General features: G+C 43.6%; 23 protein-coding genes. 7 read left to right on the plus strand and 16 right to left on the minus strand.

Features of this window, described 5'->3' with window-relative positions; all coding sequences use genetic code 11:
* Positions 1-13: 13 nt before the first annotated feature.
* The 7 genes from BMX56_RS11010 to BMX56_RS11040 form a co-directional block, all read right to left on the minus strand.
* On the minus strand, positions 14-571 hold the full coding sequence (locus BMX56_RS11010; protein WP_090646324.1) for an NADPH-dependent FMN reductase: 558 nt from the start codon (positions 569-571) through the stop codon (positions 14-16).
* A gap of 103 nt (positions 572-674) precedes the next feature.
* The gene (locus BMX56_RS11015) at positions 675-1,787 is read right to left on the minus strand and encodes an NAD(P)-dependent alcohol dehydrogenase (RefSeq protein ID WP_090646328.1); all 1,113 of its coding nucleotides are present in this window, start codon (positions 1,785-1,787) and stop codon (positions 675-677) included.
* A gap of 60 nt (positions 1,788-1,847) precedes the next feature.
* Positions 1,848-3,452, minus strand: coding sequence for an MFS transporter (locus tag BMX56_RS11020; protein WP_090646331.1), 1,605 nt, complete (start codon positions 3,450-3,452; stop codon positions 1,848-1,850).
* On the minus strand, positions 3,449-4,495 hold the full coding sequence (locus BMX56_RS11025) for an HlyD family secretion protein (RefSeq protein WP_090646336.1): 1,047 nt from the start codon (positions 4,493-4,495) through the stop codon (positions 3,449-3,451). The genes BMX56_RS11020 and BMX56_RS11025 overlap by 4 nt, the downstream gene beginning before the upstream one ends.
* A 14-nt stretch (positions 4,496-4,509) precedes the next feature.
* Positions 4,510-5,844 carry a TolC family protein gene (locus BMX56_RS11030; RefSeq protein ID WP_218152407.1) on the minus strand — a complete coding sequence of 445 codons (1,335 nt, stop codon included), beginning with the start codon at positions 5,842-5,844 and terminating at the stop codon, positions 4,510-4,512.
* Positions 5,845-5,860: 16 nt separating this feature from the next.
* Positions 5,861-6,499 (minus strand): TetR/AcrR family transcriptional regulator, encoded by a 639-nt coding sequence (locus BMX56_RS11035; RefSeq protein ID WP_090646344.1) that lies wholly within the window; start codon positions 6,497-6,499, stop codon positions 5,861-5,863.
* Between the two features lie 149 nt (positions 6,500-6,648).
* On the minus strand, positions 6,649-7,521 hold the full coding sequence (locus BMX56_RS11040; protein WP_090646348.1) for a helix-turn-helix domain-containing protein: 873 nt from the start codon (positions 7,519-7,521) through the stop codon (positions 6,649-6,651).
* A gap of 194 nt (positions 7,522-7,715) precedes the next feature.
* Here BMX56_RS11040 and panB point away from each other — a divergent pair, with 194 nt between their 5' ends.
* Positions 7,716-8,531 (plus strand): 3-methyl-2-oxobutanoate hydroxymethyltransferase, encoded by an 816-nt coding sequence (gene panB / locus BMX56_RS11045; RefSeq protein WP_090646353.1) that lies wholly within the window; start codon positions 7,716-7,718, stop codon positions 8,529-8,531.
* Between the two features lie 2 nt (positions 8,532-8,533).
* Positions 8,534-8,896 (plus strand): aspartate 1-decarboxylase, encoded by a 363-nt coding sequence (locus BMX56_RS11050; RefSeq protein ID WP_143065427.1) that lies wholly within the window; start codon positions 8,534-8,536, stop codon positions 8,894-8,896.
* Positions 8,897-9,076: 180 nt separating this feature from the next.
* Here the strand turns inward: BMX56_RS11050 and BMX56_RS11055 are convergent, their stop codons facing one another.
* From BMX56_RS11055 to BMX56_RS11095, 9 genes are all read right to left on the minus strand, one after another.
* The gene (locus BMX56_RS11055) at positions 9,077-9,751 is read right to left on the minus strand and encodes an SDR family NAD(P)-dependent oxidoreductase (RefSeq protein WP_177183776.1); all 675 of its coding nucleotides are present in this window, start codon (positions 9,749-9,751) and stop codon (positions 9,077-9,079) included.
* 52 nt (positions 9,752-9,803) lie between these two features.
* Positions 9,804-10,805: an L-histidine N(alpha)-methyltransferase gene (egtD, locus tag BMX56_RS11060; protein WP_090646365.1), complete on the minus strand. Its 1,002-nt coding sequence runs from the start codon at positions 10,803-10,805 to the stop codon at positions 9,804-9,806.
* The gene (locus BMX56_RS11065; RefSeq protein WP_090646370.1) at positions 10,798-11,481 is read right to left on the minus strand and encodes a 3-keto-alpha-glucoside-1,2-lyase-like domain-containing protein; all 684 of its coding nucleotides are present in this window, start codon (positions 11,479-11,481) and stop codon (positions 10,798-10,800) included. Before BMX56_RS11065 ends, egtD begins: the two co-directional genes overlap by 8 nt.
* A gap of 31 nt (positions 11,482-11,512) precedes the next feature.
* Positions 11,513-12,481: a zinc-binding alcohol dehydrogenase family protein gene (locus BMX56_RS11070; RefSeq protein WP_090646374.1), complete on the minus strand. Its 969-nt coding sequence runs from the start codon at positions 12,479-12,481 to the stop codon at positions 11,513-11,515.
* 34 nt (positions 12,482-12,515) lie between these two features.
* Complete coding sequence (locus tag BMX56_RS11075; protein ID WP_090646378.1) at positions 12,516-12,902, minus strand: nuclear transport factor 2 family protein; 387 nt, start codon at positions 12,900-12,902, stop codon at positions 12,516-12,518.
* Positions 12,903-12,955: 53 nt separating this feature from the next.
* The gene (locus BMX56_RS11080; protein WP_090646382.1) at positions 12,956-13,840 is read right to left on the minus strand and encodes an alpha/beta fold hydrolase; all 885 of its coding nucleotides are present in this window, start codon (positions 13,838-13,840) and stop codon (positions 12,956-12,958) included.
* A 49-nt stretch (positions 13,841-13,889) separates the two neighbouring features.
* Positions 13,890-14,483 carry a PPC domain-containing DNA-binding protein gene (locus BMX56_RS11085; protein ID WP_090646386.1) on the minus strand — a complete coding sequence of 198 codons (594 nt, stop codon included), beginning with the start codon at positions 14,481-14,483 and terminating at the stop codon, positions 13,890-13,892.
* A gap of 92 nt (positions 14,484-14,575) precedes the next feature.
* Positions 14,576-15,175 (minus strand): Crp/Fnr family transcriptional regulator, encoded by a 600-nt coding sequence (locus BMX56_RS11090; RefSeq protein ID WP_255369821.1) that lies wholly within the window; start codon positions 15,173-15,175, stop codon positions 14,576-14,578.
* Positions 15,176-15,199: 24 nt separating this feature from the next.
* Entirely contained in the window at positions 15,200-16,063 is an 864-nt protein-coding gene (locus tag BMX56_RS11095; RefSeq protein WP_090646391.1) for a helix-turn-helix domain-containing protein, read from the minus strand.
* A gap of 204 nt (positions 16,064-16,267) precedes the next feature.
* Between BMX56_RS11095 and hxlB the strand changes: the two genes are divergently transcribed.
* The 5 genes from hxlB to BMX56_RS11120 all read left to right on the plus strand — a co-directional run bounded on the left by hxlB (position 16,268) and on the right by BMX56_RS11120 (position 23,267).
* On the plus strand, positions 16,268-16,858 hold the full coding sequence (gene hxlB, locus BMX56_RS11100) for a 6-phospho-3-hexuloisomerase (protein ID WP_090646397.1): 591 nt from the start codon (positions 16,268-16,270) through the stop codon (positions 16,856-16,858).
* Positions 16,859-16,899: 41 nt separating this feature from the next.
* On the plus strand, positions 16,900-17,532 hold the full coding sequence (gene hxlA, locus BMX56_RS11105; RefSeq protein WP_090646400.1) for a 3-hexulose-6-phosphate synthase: 633 nt from the start codon (positions 16,900-16,902) through the stop codon (positions 17,530-17,532).
* Between the two features lie 491 nt (positions 17,533-18,023).
* Positions 18,024-18,602 (plus strand): RNA polymerase sigma factor, encoded by a 579-nt coding sequence (locus BMX56_RS11110; RefSeq protein ID WP_090646403.1) that lies wholly within the window; start codon positions 18,024-18,026, stop codon positions 18,600-18,602.
* Between the two features lie 84 nt (positions 18,603-18,686).
* Positions 18,687-19,790, plus strand: coding sequence for a FecR family protein (locus BMX56_RS11115; RefSeq protein ID WP_090646411.1), 1,104 nt, complete (start codon positions 18,687-18,689; stop codon positions 19,788-19,790).
* Between the two features lie 270 nt (positions 19,791-20,060).
* Positions 20,061-23,267, plus strand: a complete 3,207-nt coding sequence (locus BMX56_RS11120) for a SusC/RagA family TonB-linked outer membrane protein (RefSeq protein ID WP_177183777.1) — start codon at positions 20,061-20,063, stop codon at positions 23,265-23,267.
* Positions 23,268-23,271 lie beyond the last annotated feature (4 nt).

The following is a 23,271-nucleotide window of genomic DNA, read 5'->3' on the forward strand; positions in this document are numbered from 1 at the left end:
ATTGATTTATAAATTATATAGCATTTCTTTTAAACCAGTTTATATAAGTATTTACTGCTTTTTGCAGAAATTCTTGGGTGCTACCTTCTTTTAAAATTCCGTTTTCATCAAACAGCTCATTTACTTTCGGTAGGTAAACTTCCGGTTGCTGCATAGTAGGCATATTCAGGAATACCAAACTTTGCCTCAAATGGTGATTAGCGCCAAAAGCAGATAAATTTCCAGGCGAGTTGCTGAAAACGGCAGCAGGTTTTGCATTCCATATACTCTTTCCGTAAGGCCTTGAGCCTACATCTAAGGCATTCTTCAAAACGGCCGGTGCTGACCGGTTATATTCCGGTGTGATAAATATAACGCCATCAACTTTCTTCATTTCTTCCCTAAACACGACGATGGCTTTGGGAACTTCATTGTTGTCATCGAAGTCCTGATTATATATTGGAAGATCAGCTAAAGAGATAACTTTAAACTCGAATCCTTCTGGTGCCATAGCCAATACGGCGTTTCCTATCTTTTTTGAAAATGACTCCTTGCGCAGACTTCCTGCGAGAATACCTATTGTTTTGTTCATGATTTCTCTTGTTTTGATTATTAATAAAGGGTCAGACATTAATGAACTTTGATATATAAGCACATATCCGCAATAGGGGATATGTACTTAACAGATTGCCGGCCTATTGTTTGTACTCGCCGATTAACAGCACAGATTTGATTGTTCGCCCTTTTTCCGAATCTTCGACAGCCTCATTAATATCCTCAAACGCATATTTTTTGATCAGTTTGTCAAAAGGAAACTGCCCCAGCTGATACATGTGAATTAATTTGGGAATAAACTCCTGTGGAACACTGTCTCCCTGGTTGATCCACCTGATCTTATAACCCTTAGTAAGGAAGATGTTGGTTTCCAGCTCCAGTGGTTTGCGCGCCACGCCAATGCAAACCATTTCGCCCACCGGAGCTAGGCTGGATAACACATTATTGATTACTTCGTTTCTGCCGGTTGTATCGATGCCATACTGTACACCGTTAGGCAATATTTCCCGAATACGTTTCTGCACATCTTCAGTTAAACTATTGATCGTGTGGGTTGCACCCAATTCTTTTGAAAAGTTTAATCGTTCTTCGTTGATATCAACGGCGATGATCGTTGTCGCTGAAGATGCCTTTGCTGCCATTAATGCTGCTAACCCGACAGCCCCGGTCCCTGTGATGACGATGGTGCTTCCTATTTTAACTTTCAGAGAATTGATCACAGCTCCCGCACCTGTTTGAATCCCACAGCCTAACGGACCTAATATGTCCAATGGCGCATCTTTTGGTACTGAAATAACGTTATTCTTATGGGCTATAGCATAAGTTGCGAAGGAGGACTGAGAAAAGAAGTTATCATTGATCACTTTTCCATCAGGGTAATGGTGGTTATGGGAACCGTCCACTCGGGCACCTGAGAAATTTCGTGGGAAAAATTCATAACAATATGCTGGTGTACCAGACCGGCAAATCTCACATTCCCCGCAATAGCCATAGGTCAGTACCACGTGGTCACCCACGTTCAGGTGATGAACATCCTCGCCGATACTTTCGATAACACCCGACCCTTCGTGGCCCAGGATCACGGGAAAGTTGGGAGACCCCATGACGAAATCGCGCGCAACCATATCGGTATGACATATACCTGTTGCTACGATCCTGACCAATACTTCGTCGGATTTGGGTTGATCTAAAATTACTTTTGCCAATTCAAATTCGCTGCCTTGTTCCTTAACGACAGCTGCTGTGATTTCCATAATGTTTGATTAAGTAGTGAATAATTTGATTAATTTATTTGTATTAAGTCTTCTGAAAATCTAAAGGTTACCTGATGGCACAACCATGCGCCGATTCCAGTGTAAAAAGGTTTTATTGATCGCCGGTATCATCAGTATAAGCATAGCCACCCCGAAAAGCAATAACGCAATGCTTAGAAATACGGCACGGTTAGTCAGTAACTGGGTTTGCTGTGCAAGATTTTGACCGAGCACCGCATTAGCCAGGGCCGTTGCCTGATCCGGAGAAAATCCTTTAGCTGCATAGATCGCCTGGTATCCCTTGAGGCGGTCGGCTGTGATTACGTTGTCTGCTGTCAGGTATCCCAAAAATCCTTCTTTGAAGTGCTGGTTGAAGTACAATTGCAAATTGTAAAACCCAGCAACTGAATTAGAAGATGCCGTAAACCGGGCGTATGCAGCCACCACAAGGCCAGTTGTGCCTGTTTCTGCAGGCAAAGAGGAGACCGTAAAAATGATAATAGGAACAAACAAAAAACCCGAAGCTGCCCCTTGCAGCATGACAGGAAATAGCAGGTCGGTAAAAGACAGATCGGGTGTTATGATAAAACACATCCAAAGATTATAACCGACCATGAGCAGAAAACCGGCTACCAGAAAGCCTTTGGTGGAATGCCGTTTAGCTAAGGTGAGCTGTGTAGAGACGATCAGCGAAATCACTATAGCGCCCACATTACACAATCCGAGGCAAATTACCTGGAGCGTACTCCATTTCAAAATCCCGCCCGCATAATTATAAACCAGGTTAATGCTGTCTTTACTTCCATAATAGATGGCCAGCAGGCAAAGCCCAATCAAAAAATTCGGGTATTTAAAGGCCTTAATATTGATCAACGGCCTTTTGATAATCGATTGCCTGTAAAAAAAGAGCCCTGCACCACACACCGTAATTAATGTACTCCAAAGTATCCGCGGGTCTGCAAACCAATAATATTTTGAACCGTAGATCATGGTATAAGCAAAAGCCGCAACAGTACATGAAAACAGGATAAACCCGGCCCAGTCGATCTGGTGTAGAGGGTAGGCTTTATGGCCTGATGTTCCCCGCAAAACCAGCAAACAAATGATAAGTGTGAGTATCTGGAACCCCATCAGGTAATAGTAGGTGATTTTCCAGTCTGCTGAAACTACAACTGCTGCGGCAACTAAACCTATTAGTACCGTATTGGCGAGAATGGTGCCATAAAATACGGCCGAACCGATCGCCTGTGCGCGTTCGCTTTCCAAGCGTGTAAAGATCAGGATCAGCGCGCAGGCAGCAGTGTTACCAACTAATATTCCTTGTAAAAACCGGAGGACAAAAAAGACATTGATGTCCTGGCAGTTCACGCATAAGCAATTCAGGAATACAGCAAGGATGATATTGACGATCAGATAATTTCTTGTTTCAAAATATTTCAGGAACCGGAACTGAACAGGCAGTATCGAGATGATACCGGCGTAGGTTAGTAAGAGCGCAAACGAAATATCCTCAGCCTGTGCACCAAGGTAAGAAACCATGTAGTTTTGAGTCAGCGAAAACATACCGAACTGCATGAGCGAGACCAGCAGGATTAGAAATAAGGCAATCCTCACACCCCACTGCCAGTCATTGATCCAGTTTTTAAAATAGATGGGCTTGCTCATGATGCTTTCTTTTTAACGGCGACAGTAACATTCATCCCTGGTATAAACTGATCTGTGTCTTTTGCATCAAATACAATTTTAACGGGGACCCGCTGAATAATCTTAACAAAGTTTCCGGTTGAGTTATCCGCTGGTAATAAGGAAAATCTGGAACCGGTCGAGCCTGCAATGGCTTCTATCTTACCTTTAAAAACCTTACCGTTTATGGCATCAACCCTGATCTCTACCGGTTGGCCGATATACATCCCCTCCACCTGCGTTTCTTTATAATTTGCGGTGATCCACTTTTGATTTTCATTGATGATGCTGACCAGCGGCTGACCTGGCTGGATTTGCTGGCCTTCCAATATGTTTTTCCGGCCCAATCTCCCGGAATAAGGTGCTCTTATGACGGTATAGGAGAGATTGAGGTTCGCCAATTCCAACGCGGCCTGCTTCCGTTTGATATCTGCTTTAAGCAGTGCGAAATGTGTTTTCATTTCGGCAACCCGTGCCTGATTGGTTTTAAGGCTGTTTTGGGCGGCACTGTAATCACTTGCAGCAACATCATAGCGAGCCTGTACCTGTTCCAGATCCGACCCGGTCGCAGCTTCTTCCTTAACCAGATTTTTATAACGCCTGATATCCTGCTGCTGCTGCACGTATTTTGCCTCCGCGCCTTTGATCTGATCTTTATTGACATCAGTACCTAATTCCGATGAACGGATTCCGGCCGACAAAACAGTAAGTTGAGCCCGAGCGTCCTCAATAGCGGCTTCCGCAGCTTCGAGTTGTGCTTTGTATTCTCTGTCATCAAGTATGACCAGTGTGTCGCCCCGTTTAACCAGTTGATGTTCCTCGAATTTAACCTGTTCGATGTACCCGCCTGCCCTTGCAGATACCGGGTTAATGTAGGATTCTACCTGTGCATCATTGGTTTCCTCATAATGCCGGCTAAAACCCCAGTATTGGATAAAATAAAATACTCCGGACAGGACGACTATAATGGCGATGATCGTTATGACGATATTTCCGGGGTGGATTTTTTGATTTTCTTTTTTCATGTCAAAGGCATTAATTACAAGTTGCCACTGGTGTATAAGAGGTGATAGTAAATGGTGAGTGCGTCGGTTTGGGCTTTGACGAGGTTGAACCTCGATTCCTGGTAGAGGTTGTCGGCGTCAAGCAAATCCGTTAATAAAGCCAGTTGATTAAAGTACTTGGTAGTTACGATGCGGTAATTGACCTGTGATTGTTCCACAGAGCGCTGATTTACCGAAATACGGTTCAGTGCCTCCATATATTTGATGTAATAAGATTTGACATCGATAGTAATATTATCGGCGATTGCCTGCTGCTGCAGTTCCAGTTCTTTAACCCTGAGTTTACCGGCAGCCACTTTACTTTTATTGTGGTAAAGTGACGAAATGCTATATTGCGCTTTAAGACCCACAAAACCGATTGCATAGGCCTGATTTACTGAGGGGAAAAATAAATAGTTAGGGTAATTCAGCCCGTAAGCAGTATAGAAACCCAAAGTGGGCATATTGGCGCTTTGGATGCCATTGACCCTCGCACGCTGTATTTCCACATTTTCTGCTGCCTTACGTACGCTGTAAGAAGATATTCCCGCCCGTTCGATCAATTGCAGCAGCGAGTCTGGCCGGGGCTTCAGCATGCCCGCAGAATCGGTCGGATTAAGGCGCACACTGTCCGGCACATTCATCAGCACATCCAGTTTTTGATTAGCTATACTAATATCATTCTCTGTTTGTTGCAACGATAGTTCTACATTGGACAGCATTACTTCGGCGCGTAATACATCACTTTTAGTAACCTTTTGATTTTTATAAAGCGTGTTAATATTCTTAAGGCGGGTTTGCGCCCTTTTTAACTGATCCTGGATGTACTTTTTCAAATCAGCAAGCCGGACCAAATCAAGATACTGGCTGGCAGTTTGCAGCGCAATATTTCCGGATTGGTCTTCTGTATTGAGTTTAGCCAATGACTGACGGGAGGTTTGTTCTTTTTGAAAAGCCCGCTGGCGTCCGCCACTGTAAATATTAAATAAGGCATCGATCCCCAATGCAGCAGCATTTGGCGTCGGTTTTCGCGGGCCGGTAGTGGAATGACTGAGACCTTCAGTAAATAAAGTAAGATCAGAAAAGCGCTGGTAGGAACCGTTTACATTCACTGTTGGCAGTGCAGCCCGATAAGCGTCCAGCCGGTCTTCACCAGCCGCACTTTCTTCAGCGCGGGCAACTTGTACCCACTTGTTTTGGCTTTTTGCAAACTGCACTGCCTCCGATAGTGAAACACGGAAGCCGGCATCAGGCGCTTGCGCGTACGTATTCTGTATACCTGCGGCTAAACTGACCAACAAAAAAGCGGCAGCTGCCAGGTGAATTTTCATATTGTAAAAGCTATAATTAAACATTACACAATTTATTAGATTGGCCTCCTGAAGGAATAACCATCAGCATTATATGATCGATCATCCGCCGGGTGAAATCATCTCTCATAGGTTCGCCTAAATGAATAAGTGAAAGCAAATTTCCTGTGAATACAGACGGTATAAATGACAGGATATTGAGTGCGAAAATCTCTGCGTCAATGACATTGAAATGCCCGGACTGGATACCGTCTTTAATAATTTTAAGCAGGAAGGAATATATCTGAGCCCTTGCTTCTGAGACCATGGAAATAATGGCCGGATATTGTCCGGTTGCCAGTTGGTTGTACAATAGCCGGTGAAAACTTTTATTGGAGGATATCCTACTGATGTAAACTGCCAGGTAGGCTTCGAGTTTTTGAACGGGATCAAGGCCGAGCTGATCGAACCGGCTGATTTCTTCTGCTATTTCATATAACCTGTTTCGGAATATTTGCAGATAGAGTGCCTCTTTCGAGCCAAAGTAATAACTAATCATCGCCGAGTTGATACCGAGTTCTTTCGATATCATCCTGATCGATGTTCCATCAAAGCCATGTTGGGCAAAAAGGTCCTCGGCGGCTCTTAATAGTGTCTGCCTGCGATTTTGTAACGAATAATCTTTGTGCTCAGTCATATCCAACCCTGAAAAGTTTTGATATGGCAAAATTCCTTTAAAAACAGGCAATAAAATTGCCCAAACCACCTCAGTGTTTGTCGAAATGACTTATCTGCGCAAATTCATTCGTTTGAAGAATTACAGATCCTTTGAAAAAAATACAGGAATTACAGGAGTTTTTTGCGATAGGCTACAGGTGACATGCCGGAATTTGCCCTGAAAAACTTGCTGAACACCGACTGGTTAGAAAAATTTAACATATCGCTGATCTGGGAAACGGTAAGCATTTTATTTTGCAGCAGAACCTTGGCTTCCAGGGCTATTGTTTCGTCGATCCATTTACCGGCAGACCTGCCCGATTGCTTTTTGATTGCGGCAGAAAGTGACTTGGGCATTACATGAAGATGATCAGCATAAAATTCAAGTCTGCGTTCGTGCATAAAATTGCGGCTGAGCAATTGTTTGAATTTTGAAAAAAGTGTATAGCCGGTTAGTGAATACTGGTTTGCTGCGCTATGGAGCCGATGGTAAGCATCAATCTCATAGATGATTGCGAAGATAAGATTGCGGATGATCGGAGCCTGATTATAATTAGCCGTTGCGAGGGTTAGTTGAATAATTTCAAAAAACCTGCTGAATTTAATACCATAAACCTCGTTTAAGTTGAATACATGCAAATCAGCGTTTTCAAAGAAATCGTAATTGTTAAAAAAAAGAACATCGACATACTTTTCCAGCAAAAAGGCGTCTTTAAAAAATATAATATCCATTTTCAACAGTTCACTCCGCTTACGGAAACTGCGGATGACCGAAGGGCCGAGCGTGATAATGGATGGCGCATTAATCTCATACCGGTTGAGCCCGGCCTGTAAGAAGAGGGCCCCTTCTTTCAGGTAAGCAATGGCGTAGCTCTCGGCCCTGTATGGTTCTTCCAGGTATGGATGCCCCTCAGCAGGAATAAACAAATATTCCCTGCTGGTATCAGGTACAGCAAAAAGACGGCTATGTCTTGAAAGTGAAAAGGTCTTGATTTCCTTCATTGATGTGAAATTACGATATTGATTTTACTGATATTCTTTTTTGCCATTTTAAAACCAATTTTTTCAGGTTGCTCCATTTAAACAAATTGTCAAGCCATATCGACAAACCGGCCACTTAAGCGATTTGTAATATTGCATCAACAACAATAGGTAAATATTTGCAGCTGATTTCGGCGGCAATAAAAAAAGATTCAATGTCAGTTCAAACAGCATTTCCGAAAATTACAAGTAAAGTTCTTCAGGACATGAAGAACACCGGTGAGAAGATCAGCATGCTGACCGCCTATGATTTTTCGATGGCCCGGATATTTGACGAGGCAGGTGTGGATGTTCTCCTGGTGGGTGACTCAGCTGCAAATGTCATGGCAGGTTATGATACTACGCTTCCAATAACGCTTGAGCATATGATCTATCATACACAGAGTGTAGCAAGAGCGGTCAAAAGAGCAATGATCATCACGGACCTTCCTTTTGGTTCTTACCAGGGCGACAGCAAACAAGCGCTCAGTTCAGGGATACGGCTGATGAAAGAAGCCGGTGCGCATGCGCTTAAGCTGGAAGGCGGAGAAGAAATTATAGAATCGGTCAACAGGCTCATCCAGGCGGGCGTTCCGGTGATGGGGCACCTTGGGCTTACACCTCAGTCTATTTTCAAATTTGGAAGCTATACTGTCCGGGCCAAAGATGAACATGAGGCAAACACTTTGTTGCACAATGCACAGCTTTTACAGGATGCAGGTTGTTTTGCCATCGTATTAGAGAAAATTCCCGCCACTTTAGGTAAAAAAGTCACAGAGTCGCTTCAAATTCCGATTATCGGAATTGGCGCAGGTAAACACGTTGACGGACAGGTGCTGGTTATGCACGACCTATTAGGTATTTCCAAGGATTTTTCCCCGCGATTCCTCCGTCGATACCTTGACCTGTACAGCCAGATCGCAAATGCAACGACCTCTTATGTTTCAGATGTTAAGTCCCGAAAATTCCCAAACGATAAAGAACAGTACTAAAATTGGAACTTGTAATATTCGCTTATATGCTAATCGTCCTTAAATCTGAGATACAACATATTCTGGTTACAGCAGTAGATCCTTCCGGTGAAGATTTTTTGCAGCTCGACGAGGCTATTTTAGTAGCAGCAAAAATTTTAGAAAACGAAAAAGTATTGATCTGTAGTCAAGCTAATGGGGCACGTATCGAAACTTACGTTCGTAAGGCAACGAGCGGCGATGGCACCTGTTGCATAAGCGGGCCGGCTACAAAGCTTATGACTAAAGGTGACCGTATCGGTATCATGACGTTTGCTCAATGGGGTACAAACGATAGCAGATCCGGGTATCCTGTTATTATTAATGCTGGGAAAGGAATAAGATAGCGATCGGCTCCGGAAGATATTGCGCAAGCGCTAGTCTCTATTAATGACGTCGCCAAGAATCACAGGGCAGGCTATTGCGGTAGACGGCGGAATTACGATGTAACGTGCCTTAATTATTAAAAGATTAGGCAGGCATATTAATGCCTGCCTAATCTTTTTGACTTTAAAACTAAGCTGTAATTAATATTCTTCAAGCATGCCTAATTCTATATTCCAGAATTTACCAGTCTCGGTATTTTCAGTAATGGCTTTGAAAATGCCGTTGACTGATTGTTCAATAGTAACCGGTGCGGTATCACCGCCCATTCTGGTCTGTACCCATCCAGGGTGCAATGGCGTTACCCTTATATTCCTTTCAGCGAGCCTTTGGCTAAGCATAACGGCATACATGTTAATTGCGGCCTTAGACATCCGGTAAGCCGGTGCATTCGGCGCAGCATTACGAAGCAGAGCCATTGCGGTCGATAAAAACACGATCTGTCCGCCCTCATTTAAATTGTTTAATAATGCTTCTGTGAACAAAACTGTTCCAGTTGTATTGGTCGCAAAGGTGGCATTCATCAATTCAGCTGTCGGCACTTCATCACCTAAGTCCAGACCAACGCCCGCATTATTGATAAGTACATCTATTTTGATCCCGGCTGCTTCGATCTGCTGAGCTACTTTATTGATGCTTTCTGCATTGCTGATGTCAGCCTGAAATACGGTAAGTTTTGGATGCGTGTAATCAGCAACTTTGCCGGAACGTGTAACGGCAATCACTTCAGCTCCTTCGGCCAATAATTTTTGGGTCAGGTCGAAACCAATTCCATTGCTTGCGCCGGTAACGAGCACGCTTTTAATTGAATTATTCATTTGATTTGTATATATGAATGTATACCGCTTATCCATTAAGCGGAGATTTTTGTTAAATAGCTTTCCAGCAGATGTCTGCGAACCATTCTTTTGAGTCCAAAAAGTGTTGAACAGGCAAAAAACCACTCCGTTCAGCCAGCCTGTCTGTTTCGGCAATAGTATATTTTTGCGATACCTCCATGTAAATCGTTTCATTTTTGGCAAAATGGACGTATTGCCCTCCGATAGAAACCAGCTGATCACATAAACTGACCAGGTAGCTTTTACAAGCTCCGTTCTCCGGGTCGTAGGATTGATAATGTTCAAAATGTCCCAGGTCAAAATTGCCTTCAAGTTCCCTGTTGATTCTTGAAAGCAGGTTCAGATTGAATTTCGCCGTTATCCCCGCAGCGTCATCGTAGGCATTAAGGATCGTTCGCGGATTTTTTTTCAGGTCAAAACCTATTATCAGCAGATCCCCCGGCAGCAGATGTTCACGCAAGGTTTCGCAGAACGAAACGGCTTCTTCTTCACTCATATTTCCAATATTGGCCCCTAAAAACAGGATCACCCTGCGTCTTTGGCCTCGTAGTGAAGTCTGCGCAAGCATTTCAAAATACTCACCTGCTAAGGGAATAACCGACAGTTTCGGTATTTTTCGTTCTATTCTTTCTTGCAGCACACGAAGAATATTACCTGATATGTCGATGGGTAAATAATTAAAATCTACCCCTGTATCTGCAAGGTAAGAAAGCAGGTGTTCTGATTTCGTGGCATCGCCTGCACCCAGTTCTACCAGATCAAAGGGTTCACCCGATGAACAGATATTGCCGGCCAGCTCTGCTGTCCGGTTGCTGAAAATTTCCAGTTCGCAACCCGTCAGGTAATACTCCGGGCATGCCATGATCTGCTGAAACAGCAAATCGCCGTGGTCATCATAAAAGAATTTCGATTGCAGTCTTTTGGGCGTTTCTGTAAGGCCCTGCAAAACTTCTTCCTCAAATTTATTAATGGAAAGGTTGGGCGCACCGATGCCCGACTCAAGAGTTGAGTTCAAATTCATTAATTTATTCATTAGTTGGCAGGATTCGCAGATCGCGAAAAAAACCTTCGGTTCCCACATCTACCCATAAGCCAATGCCTCCCGCTGTATCAGGGCCGAGTTTTAAATCGTTGACCAGAAAAGCTGGAAACTTGCTGTCATTGATATAGAGTTTGGCTTGATTTCCTTTTACTTCTATTTTCAGTTTTATCCATTCGTTTAACCCGATATCCGCATGTGTTTCATATACTTCGGGATTTTCTTTTCTTAGGCGGGAATAAGGATAGTCCGGAAATGAGAAATATTGCACCGTATGATTTCTGCGGACCTGGTCGTCCGCGCGGCCGTTTGTGGGACGAATATAAATTCCTTCAAATTTGGAATTGTCGTCATTGATGTGAAATGCGATGCCTATAAAACCACGGTCGTCTTTTTTGGCGGTTTTAAGCAGCCTGCTGAGCACTTTTACCTCGATGCTGCCGTTTTTAAAAATAACTTTGTTCAATCTGGCAAATGTTGGCTGATCCACGGCCTTAACCGCAGTATCCTTACAAACTTTTACCACGTCTTCTCCATCCAGTTTCCGGACAGTCATGGAAACCTGGACAGGGGAAAGGCTTGCCGCGTTTAATTTGATATTTTGCCCATAGGAAGGGGAATGGGTCAACAGGAAGCCATTTAGTAAAGTCAAAGCGATTAGTTTTTTCATAAGTCTATAGATCAATTAAATGTACAAGGCTTCAAGGCAGCACTACAACCTTTCCCCCGGCGGCATTACTGTCCATCAATTGATGTGCCGCCGCTATATCTGCCAGGCTGAAAGTGCGGCCGACTGGGAGTTTGATTTTCCCTGCCTCTACGTCCCTGATAAATTGCTGAAAGTTTTTTACATCGACCCTGATCTGCCCGCTGTCATAAACGGTCAGGCTGACGGTGGCCGGGATATATTCCATGGGTGCAAATTCATTAAAAGACCACTGCTCCGCCAGCATGCCAGTCATACATACAATGCCACCGGGGGCGGCACAGCTGAGCGAATCTTTCAGCGTAGCAGTACCAATCAGTTCCAACACTTTATTTATGCCGAAAGGATAAACCGCATGAATTTGCGTGGTCAGATCGCCGTTGTCAATCATTACCTGATCTGCACCATTTTTCAGCAGCATTTCTTTTTTATCCGGGTTCCTGGTTGTTGCAATCACAGTCAGACCGCTGTTTTTAGCCAGCTGTGCAGCCAGCAGGCCAACAGAGGAAGTCCCACCGCGAATCAAAATAGTTTCGCCGGGCTGGATCTTTAAGGACAGATGCAGTGAACCATATACCGTCTGAAACATCTCCGGCATAGCTCCTAATTGCTCCCAGGACAGCTGGCTTTCAAAGGAACTGAGCAGAGGCTTGGGCAACAATGCAAATTCTGCATAACTGCCATTGAAATCCCTGCCCATACCACCCATAAAGGCGGCTACCTTTTGCCCCGGCTGAAATTCCCCCGAAAGATCGTTTATTACTTCACCAACACATTCAATACCCAGCACCCGCGGAAAACTGACGTCAGGGGAAAAGCCTTTTCGGGTCATCAATTCCGAACGGTTGAGTCCAAAAGCTTTAACTTGAATCAGTACCCATCCGCTTTTGGGTTCAGGTAACGGTAAGTCCTCTAAAACAAAGTTTTCGGGACCACCGGGACGATAAATTAATGCTGCTTTCATGCCAGGTATGGTTTTGTCTTTAAAGCGAAATATTTTAGTTCTGTCCTTTGTTAAACAGGTAACGGTAAATCTTCCAATCTGTACCGTCTTTCCGTAATACAAAAAAATCCCTGCTGCTTTGGTGTATTTCTTCGCCGCCATTTGGGACGATTGTCGTGCAGGCGGTAGCGTCAATGAAGGCGAATTCGTTTCCTACTGTAACGCTTTGTATATCGTATTTTATCTTAAAAGTCTTGTTCTGAAGGAATTTACTGCCTGCTGCGTCTAAATCTTTTTTCGTCAACGTTTTAAATCCGTCAGGCATAAACAGGCCATCAAAGGCATAGAAGGAAGAAATTGATGCGGGGTTTGCCTTGTTCAATACTGCTGCATAGCCGTACAACAATTGTTCTGCAGCTTGTTTTTCATTTATAGTGCTCATATGGATCTTTGAAATTTGTAAAATATAAACCTGTTGTTCATTCTACGTATCAATTATTGTTGCAGAAAAGGCACAATATCTGCCCATACCGCCGGAAAATTCACCAAAAAGGCTGGGTGCGGAGCATTGGGTATTATAGCCAATTGAACTTTAGGAAACATATAATAAGCTGCGATCACGGTTTTAAGCCGTGCATTTTGATCAAGCTCGCCCGCCATCAACAATACCGGGCAGTGAACTTTAGAAAACACCTCGCTGCTTATATTTACAGAATTGTAATACTTATTGATCGATGCCAGCCAGGCATCTAACTTTTCAGGCTGAGGTGACAGCGCCAGTTGTTGCTTCCAATAAAGGCTATCCAGGCCAAACGCGTCTTTCCGGGTTACGTTGAATGTTCTTGAACCCTTTAGCCATTCTCCTGCACCGATCGTAATCAGTTTCTTTACCTTTTCCGGATATATACCTGCGAAATAGTAGGCGGTATAACCGCCGTCACTGAATCCTAAAACGATAACGCTATCTTTGGTTGTTGCCTGTACGATAGCGTTCACGTCATTCGCTTTCTGCTCATAGGTGGGTTCGGTGGTACCCATTTCTGACTTTCCATGACCTCTGGTTGAAATAGCGATTACCTGATAAGTCCTGGATAGGCTGTCAATAAATCTTCCCATTTCATAAGTTGATCCGAAAATCCCGCCGTGTAAAATGACCAGGGGTTTTCCCTTGCCATAAACTTCATAGTAAATACGGGCGTTCCCCGTGTTCAGGTAGTGTCCCGCTTTGGGATTGTTGCCATAGGGAATTGCATTGTCAGGTGTCGCCCCCGCCTGCATAAAACCTCTCAGGTGATTCAGGTCCTGGGCATTGGTTCCGAGTGAAAATATCAGCGATATGATAACAAGCATTATGCCTGATTTCTTATTTATAAATTTCATTTTTTTTATTTATTTCTTTCTTAGAATAGCCTGTTTAGAGCCACGATTACTATTTTTCTAAATCGGGATCTACGACAAGGGCATTAAATTCAGGACTAACTTTCTTATAAACTGCTGTAGGTTCAACAGTAATGTAGAATTCAAATGTGGGGCCTACGATCAGTTCCAGCAAGTGCCCACCATGGCATAAGCCGTCACTTGTCGCTACACTGGCATGTGAATGCGCGAATGGTTTACCATTATAAAGGGAAATATCGCCTGTCAGGCCGGTTACTTCAGAAGGTTCGCTGATGTCAGTGAGCTTAAACATTTTGCGATCTTTATCATACCAGCCAAGTTTGGCTGAGGTCGCATCGCCAAACGCCGTATAGTGCGCATTTTTTACCTGATATTTTTGTGCGAATTCTGCTATACCCGAGGTTACTTCATCGCCGGTTGCCAGCACCAACAGGTAAGTCTTGGTTTTTCCGTTCGTGCTTAACAGTTTTACTTTTGCACCAGGCGCTCTTCCGGGTTTCGCCGGTTGTGTTAACGACACATATTCCTGTGCCTTTGCAGCAACAGACCCACACAATATTAAAAATGCGGTAATTGCAAGTTTTGAAATTTTCACGGATGCCACTAGTTTTACTAATCCTTTCATCGTTCTATTTATTTAACGATACAAAAGTGAGCAGACTAACGTTAACGGGCCAATAACCTTTGTTAAGAAATATTCTTAAACTTGTTTAAGAATTAGTTTTTATGGACCATTTTTTTTCTGACCTTACTTAGAAATTCAGGCGTTATACCGAGGTAAGAGGCGATTTGAATATTGGGTAAACGGTTAGCCAAATTCGGATAACGGTCCATAAAGTTGATATATCTATTCTCCGCTGTAACACTGATATTCTGCATTACACGGTTTTGGAGATCTATGTATTTTCTTTCAACAATAATCCGAAAATTACGGTCGAACTTATGATAATTAGTATATAAATAGAGCAGATCATCGTGTTTGATCTGTAGTACTACAGACGGCTCAACCGCTTCGATATAAAGGCCGCTGGGCTCTTCAGCATAGAAACTCGAAAGATCAGTGATCCATTCATTCTCGGCTGCGAACTGCAAATTGTGCTCCTTTCCATTTTCGTCAATTGCATATTGCCTGAAACAGCCGGACACAATAAAAGTAAAGTATTTGCAAATATCGCCCTGCTGCAAAATAAAGCCGCGTCGTTTGACACTGCGCTCTGTAAATCTCGCGGGTATTTCCTGACGTTCAAGATGGTTTAGCGGGAAGTATTGTTCAAAGGACTTTAACAATGCCGCTACCGGTAAATTTTCTTTATTCACGATTGATGCCTGATTTAATTTGTATCAAATTAAGGTATTAGCTTTTAATTTTAAATGACTTTGCGCCTGTTTTTGAAACTCTTCCGCTGTTTGCCCGGTCTGCTTTTTGAAAAACCTGCTGAAGTACGGACGGTCAGAAAACCCCAGCTCATACGCAATTTCTTTGATCGTATGTTCACTGTGAATAATGAGCCGCTTTGCCTCTAATATGATCCGGTCATGGATGATTTGTGTACCTGTCTTACCCAGTTTTTCCTTTAAAATCTGATTAAGCCTTTTGGAGCTGATATCCAGTTTGCCTGCATAAAAATCAATATTACGAACCTGTAGATAGTTACCTTCCAGCAGCATTAAAAACTCATAGATCCTTTTCTGGTGAATGTCATGTCCGGTAAATTCCTGCTCTTTAACTTTGATCAGTTTCAACAGGAAGACTTTAAGTAATGCCTTCAGAATAATTAGTTCATCTGGCGATTTCTGATATTCCGTAATCAATAATTGGTAAATACCGCTTAAGTCTTCCGCGGCAGCTTTATCTAATCTTAAACAGGAAAATTCTCCCTGCACGTTAAATATTTTAAAAATATCCAGCAAAAACTCTTTGTCTTCCTCCTCCAGGATCTCCCTTTTAAAGGAGATTAACTCACCATTCTTTCCCGCTTTATTCAGCTGGTGTACCCGGTAAGGAGGGATCAGGTAAATCCAGTCGCCTTTTACTTCGAAATCATTTGTTTTTAAAGCATGTAACGGATCTTCATTTTTTAACCATACAATTTCAAAAAAATCCTTCCTGCCCGGATCATTTAAATAACTGGGCGGGCAGTTATGTAAGTTTCTGATGTAGATCATCGCACTTTCCAGGCGACTTTCTTTTGACTGATTCATCATTTTATAAAGGTAGGTACTTCGATTTTAATGTAGTGGATAATCGGCTAATTATAGTGGACTATTCGGAAATGATAGGTAAATGCTAGTTTATTTATGACTTTGACTTGATGGAATTTCCTGATAGTCCACCTGATCGGGCTTTTTGTGTAACCGTTTCTGTCCGGGCGCGGAATACTTTTGTCACCGAATTAAAAACGCTATCCAATGGATTTGATATATGAAAAAAGTGAAAAGACGGCAATAGCCATTCATAACAATCTTAAACTGATATTACAGGAAAACATAGCGCTGACCGAAAATATCGATTACTCCGGTTTTTCGGAGCTGGTAGAAAGTATCCAACAAGCCAATGCCATTTTTCTCATAGCGTCGGGGCGTTCGGGCTTTTCTATGCGCTCGGTCGCAATGCGCCTGATGCACCTGGGGTTAAAAGTGTTTTTCGTTGGCGATACGACTACGCCAGCGATTAACGCGGGTGATCTGTTATGGGCAGCATCGGGATCCGGTAGTACTGGAACAATTGTAAGAGCAGCGGAAAAAGCAAAACAGGTTGGGGCCAGTGTAATTGCGGTAAGCACTAATACATCGTCGGCTCTTGCAAAAATTGCGGACACGCATATACTGATACCTGCCGCTGAAAAACAGGATCATGGCGGGGCGCGATCAAAGCAGTATGCGGGAAGCTTATTTGAACAAGCATTGCTCTTATTGGGAGACGCGGTTTTTATAGAATTATGGAAAATTGATGGTACATCTGCCGAAGAACTTTGGAAGCGTCATGCTAACATGGAATAAATAATAATCAATCATATCAGTAAAATTTAATAAATAGAAAAATGGCAAAATTACAAGTAGCAATCGACTTATTGACAACCGGGGACGCATTAGCGCTTGCCGCTAAAGTGGCTCCTTATGTGGACATCATTGAATTAGGTACTCCACTTATAAAGAATATGGGTTCCGCCGTGATCACAGCGATGAAAAATGCACATCCTGACAAACTTGTGTTTGCTGATCTTAAAACCGCCGATGCAGGAGAACTGGAGGCCGATATTGCATTTAAAGCAGGGGCTGATTTAGTTACGGTCATGGGAGCAGCAGGAAATGCAACTATCATTGGAGCGGTTAAAGCAGCCAAAGCGCACGGTAAAGGGGTTGTTGTGGATACTATTGGCTATCCCGACCGCGTAAAACGAGCTCAGGAAGTGATTAAATTAGGTGTCGAATTTGTTGAACTGCATGCTGGTCTGGACGAACAATGGACAGCAGGATATTCTATCCAGGTACTGATCGATGAAGCAGCAAGGGCAGGTGTGCCTGTTTCAATAGCAGGTGGAGTAAACCTGACCAACGTCTCTGCAGTTATCAAAGCCGGTGCCCAGGTAGCCGTAGCCGGTGCCGCCATTTATGGTGCCGAAGATCCTGCGGCCGCCGCCAAAGCACTCCGCGAAGCAATTGATGCCGCTTAAGCAACAGTAACTGAATACGGAAGTTCTGATAAGTTCAGAAATTAGAAGCCCCGGTAACCCGGGGCTTCTTAACAGAGACATTTAAGATGACGCTTCATCACGGGTATGTCCTTATTATAAGCAAAAAATGTAACCTGGCGCGATTAACCCGGGCACGTGTACTCATACCATCCGGTATGAAGCGGCTTTATGAGGGCATGTAAATGACGACGGTATTTTGGGTTTTGTGATAACGCTGCTTGTCAATTAGCTGTCCGCAAGAAAAACGGTGAATGTTGACCCCGGTTTCAATGTTTAGAAAATAATGACAAAACAAGCGGAATCGTTCCGATAATTTTTGATTACGACTAATCTCTTATATATAAATATTTAATTATGCCCTTAGACAGTTAAATGAACTTAGGGTGCGGAATTTCATGGTCAGGCCTCACGGAATATCCAATATACTTGTTGGAACCCATAAATGTTGTAATTTAGAGATCTGATTAAACATGGGCACATATACTGATCTTCCTGATGATAAGCTGGTCACTCTGTTACAACAGGGGAATGAACAGGCTCTAAAGGAGATCTTTACGCGTTATAACAAATTGCTTTACAGTTATGCGTATAAAAAACTGGAAGATCAGGAAGAAGCGAAGGACATTGTGCAGGATTTATTTATCAGGCTATGGAGTAACCGGGAATCTTTTCTTCTAAAAACATCTCTGCCTTCTTATCTTTTCCGTGCAGTAAGAAACCGGGCGCTGGATATCTTCGCGCATAAAAAAATCAAAAGTGACTACGTTGCCTCTTTTCAGGAATTTATTGATCTTCCTCAGTCTACAACAGACTATCTGGTGCGGGAAAAGGATATTTCCGCGTTAATAGACCGCGAAATTCAGTCGTTGCCACCAAAAATGCGTGAAATTTTCATCCTGAGCCGTAAAGAAAATTATTCTCACAAGGAAATAGCAAAAAAAATAGGTATTTCCGAAGAAACGGTAACCAAGCAAATCAAAAGGGCGCTAAAAATCCTTCGCCTTAGACTGAAACTGATCTTAATTATCGCATTCTTGCTGTCGGAGTGATTTTTTTTGCATTTTTTTTAAAAAGATGTACCCCCTTGGTGCTTTTGACCCGTCATGGTAATATTGAGTTAATATTATTTCAATATGCGCGAATCAAAAGCAGCTGATATTCTTCAAAAATATAAAGATGGTACTTGTACAGAGGAAGAGAAACTCTTAATAAAAAAGTGGTTTTTAACATTTAGAGGAGATCAAAATGCCTCGCTCTCAGAATCAGAGCTGGAAGATGCCGAAAACGCCATGTGGGCCAGCATACAGGACAGACTTTCGCTCCGGCAGGAAGCCTGGATTTACCATATCAACTGGAAGAAATTTGTATCAGCGGCAGCCGTTCTCATTTTCATCAGTATCGCCGCCCTTATCACGATAAAATATCTTACCCAAAACAGCACATCTGAACTGGTGTCCTTTAAATCGCATGACCTGATGCCCGGATCACGCCGCGCTGTTATCATCTATAATAACGGGTTGCAGCGGACACTTAATGGCAGGGTATACTTTGCAGGCAGCGATAAACAGAATGATAGCTTGGCAACCGGGCAACAAACCGCGAAATTTAATACAATCTTAACACCCCGGGGAGGTGATTACCATATCATACTAGGGGATGGTACCCAGGTGTGGTTGAATGCGGCCTCTTCTCTAAAATATCCGGTATCCTTCGCGCATCAAAAAGAACGTGTGGTTGAGCTGACAGGGGAGGGGTATTTCCAGGTGGCTCATAACAGATCCCTGCCATTCAAGGTAAAGACTGATGAACAGATCGTGGAGGTTTTGGGTACGCATTTTAACATCAATGCTTATCACGATGAACCTTATCTGGCGACTACTTTAATGAGCGGTTCGATAAAGATATCCGGCCGGGCCGGAGCGCAAATAATGAAACCGGGGGAACAGGCGAGATTAACTTCTGCCAGCTCGATATTCACCATAATCCCAACAGATACCGTAGCCGCAATGGCCTGGACAAACGGCTTTTTTCAATTTGGAAGAGCGGATATTCAAGATGTTATGCGGCAGCTTGCCCGTTGGTATGATATTGAGGTGGATTATGTCGGTGATATACCTGAAAAGAGATTTACAGGTAAAGTATACCGCACCTTAAAATTATCGGAAGCATTGGAAATATTGACCTATTTCAATGTCAAATTTATTGTTGAAGGCCATAAAATAACCATTATCAATTAACCATTAAAAAGCACACTATATGATAAGATATTTACGATAACCCACCGGATAAGGGTCCTTAAAAACCGCGAAAGTGAGTCGAAGCACTTCCGCGGAGAATGTCAGGTTAACCCTTTTGTCCCCGACCGGGGTCCGGGACAGACAAACAATTTCTGAGTTGAGTCTAATGTTAACCTTACAGTAACAAATGTAATGAATTTTAATGCCATTTCTATGGCCATACCCAGGCTATGGCTTTCAGTAAGTCCTCAAAAAAGGAGGAAGATCATCATGAGAATAAATTTGACCGCTTTTCTGTTTTTTATACTACTTACGCAAATCAGCGCGAAGGGTTATACGCAGATTACGATTCATCGAAAGAGCGTACCGTTGCAGCAGGTTTTGCATGAGATAGAAACACAATCCAAATACGTATTTCTTTTTGATGAAAATGAACTGCCGGCACTACCCATCACTGTTGACCTCAAAAATGTATCGATAGAGGAGGCCCTTTCGGCCTGTCTGGCGAATTTGCCGCTGACTTATAAAATCGTAGATAAAAACATCTTGCTGAAAGCGAAGGAACAGTCCTTACTGGACCGGATCAGGAAGGTCTTTGAAACCAAATTGAGTCTTATTGTTACTGTCACCGACGAAAAAGGTAATCCGCTTCAGGGCGCGACGGTAAAAATACTGCAAAACGGCCCCATTTTGATTACTAATGTCAATGGCTTTGTGCAGTTGAAAGATGTTTCGGAAAACGCCCTGATCGAAATTTCATTCATCGGCTACGAAACCGTGCGGTTAAAAGTAACCGCCGACCTTAAAAAAGTTGAAATGAAGCCATCCATGGCCAGCTTAAACGAGGTGGTGATTAATAAAGGATACTATACCACAACTGAGCGCCTGAACACAGGCTCCGCCGTCCAGATCAACGCTGCCGATCTTGAACGGCAGCCGCTAACTAATCCGATACAAGCCTTGCAAGGCCTCGTTCCCGGCTTATATGTGAAACAAAGCTCCGGGGTCGCGGCTTCCACCTCGAGCGTGCTGATTCGTGGCCGAAATTCAATCAATTCCGGCAATCAGCCTCTGTATATAGTGGATGGCGTACCTTATAACGGCACAGCTACAGATCAGCAGATCGGCGGTTTTATCACTTCCGGACAGCCTAACGGGACGACAGACCCTTTAAACAACATCAATCCGACTGATATCGAAAGCATCACTGTCCTCAAAGATGCCGACGCAACCGCGATATACGGTTCACGGGGCTCTAACGGCGTTATCCTGATTACGACCAAAAAAGCGGTGAAAGGCAAACCGGCACTGAATTTCAATGTATCGAGCGGAATAGGGGAGGTTGTTAAACAGCGAGCCTTGCTATCCTCATCGGATTATCTGGCCTTACGTCGCCAGGGATTCGCCAATGATAATGTAACGCCGACTGCTGCCCTTGCTCCTGACCTGATGGTCTGGGATCAGAATGCCAACACCAATTACCAGAATATGCTGATCGGCAATACGGCCAAAATTACCGACGCATCGACGTCGCTGTCCATGGGAACCGATAAATCATCCATCCTGTTAAGCGGCAATTACCATAATGAGCAATCAGTGCTTTACGGCGGATACGGTTACAAACGAGGTGGTTTCAATATGGGGGCCCAGCATACTTCCGGTGATAATCGCCTGAAACTGAGCTTGGGGGCTAATTTAACATTTGGCTCTAACAATATGCCCGGCGCTGATTATACTTCCGCGGCTATCAGCATGCCGGCCAATTATCCTTTATATGATGCCGCCGGCAAATTATACTGGGTCACCGATTTCAATAACCCGATAGCCACCTCAAGGCAAACCTTTGATATGGGAACGAGCAATATGGTTTTCAGTGCTAATCTTTCCTATTTGATTGTCAAAGGGTTGACATTCAGAACAAATGCCGGTTATGATATCGTTAGTCAAACTTACCGCTATACCGTTCCTGCCAGTACATTTAACCCGATATATTCACTCCCGTCGCAGGGGATATATACGAGCAGTAACGGCAAGACATTAATAGCTGAACCTCAGTTAAATTATGAAACCCCAATATGGAAGGGTAAACTGAGTACAACTATTGGCGGTTCGTATCAGCATAATATGTTTGCCATGCCCTATTACATCCAGGCATCTACTTTCGCGTCAGAAAGCTTGCTGAATAACCTGGGCAATGCGGCAAGTTTTCCGACTGTTTCCAGTTTGTCGCAGGAATATAAATATATCTCCACTTACGGTTTGATCAATTACAATATCGCTGACAAGTACCTGTTTAACGGTACTTTCCGCAGAGACGGTTCATCCCGTTTCGGACCTGATAAAAAATTCGGAAATTTCGGTTCGGTTGCGGCTGCCTGGCTGTTCTCTGAAGAACAGTTTATAAAGGATATTAATCTATTTAGCTTTGGCAAGCTGCGCAGCAGTTACGGCATAACTGGTAATGATCAGGTGGGTAATTACGGCTACCTGGACACCTACACCAGTACAAGTACAAGTTACGGCGGAAACCCCGGGTTTTACCCAACGAGAATAGCCAATCCGAATTACCGGTGGGAAACGAACCGCAAGTTTGAAGTGGCTTTGGAGTTGGGATTCCTGGATGATCGTATCCGGTTAACTTCGGCATTTTACCTGAACCGCTCCGGCAATATGGTGGTGAATTCTTCTCCGCTGCCGGCCCAAAGCGGCTTTGCCAGTTATACTGAAAATCTTGATATGCAGGTACAAAACAAGGGTTGGGAATTTAACCTTCATACCGTTCCGGTCAAAAGCAAAGTGTTCAGGTGGGACCTCTCGGGTAATTTTACAACAGCCAGGAACAAGATTCTTTCCATCCCCGCGCAGGTAGCGACGCTCTACGCCAACACTTATCAGGTGGGCCAGTCGGTCAGTTCGTTTATCGGCTATCAAAACACGGGCTTTGTTGACGGCGTTGCCCAGTTCGCGGACCGGAACGGCGATGGTGCTGTCACCAGCGGATTGGCCAATGATACTTATATTATTGCCAGCCGTGATCCGAAGTTTTACGGAGGTATCACGTCAGGCCTGAGTTACAAGCGTTTCAGACTGGATTTTTTAATCAACTTTGTTAAGCAGAAAGGCATTGCGCAAACCGCATTTCCCGGTTTGCTCGGCTCGCAGCTTGATGATCTGCTGCAATCGCCCTTTAAGCCCAGCGCATCAACTTCTTCAGCAGCTTATAACTCCTACACCAGGTATCTTTCTTCAGATGCCGTGATTGTTGATGCTTCTTTTATGCGATTGCGGAACCTCTCGCTGAGTTATTCATTCCCCCGGCAATGGCTCGATGCGGTAAAGGTTAAAAACGGTCAGATCTTCCTGCGTGGAGAAAACCTGGTAACTGTAACCAATTATAAAGGGCTGGATCCCGAAACGCAGGGCTCAGTTTTGCCCCCTTTAAAAATGTTCACCGCCGGATTGCAATTTTCATTCTAAAATA

Source organism: Mucilaginibacter sp. OK283 (assembly GCF_900110415.1).
GTDB lineage: Bacteria > Bacteroidota > Bacteroidia > Sphingobacteriales > Sphingobacteriaceae > Mucilaginibacter.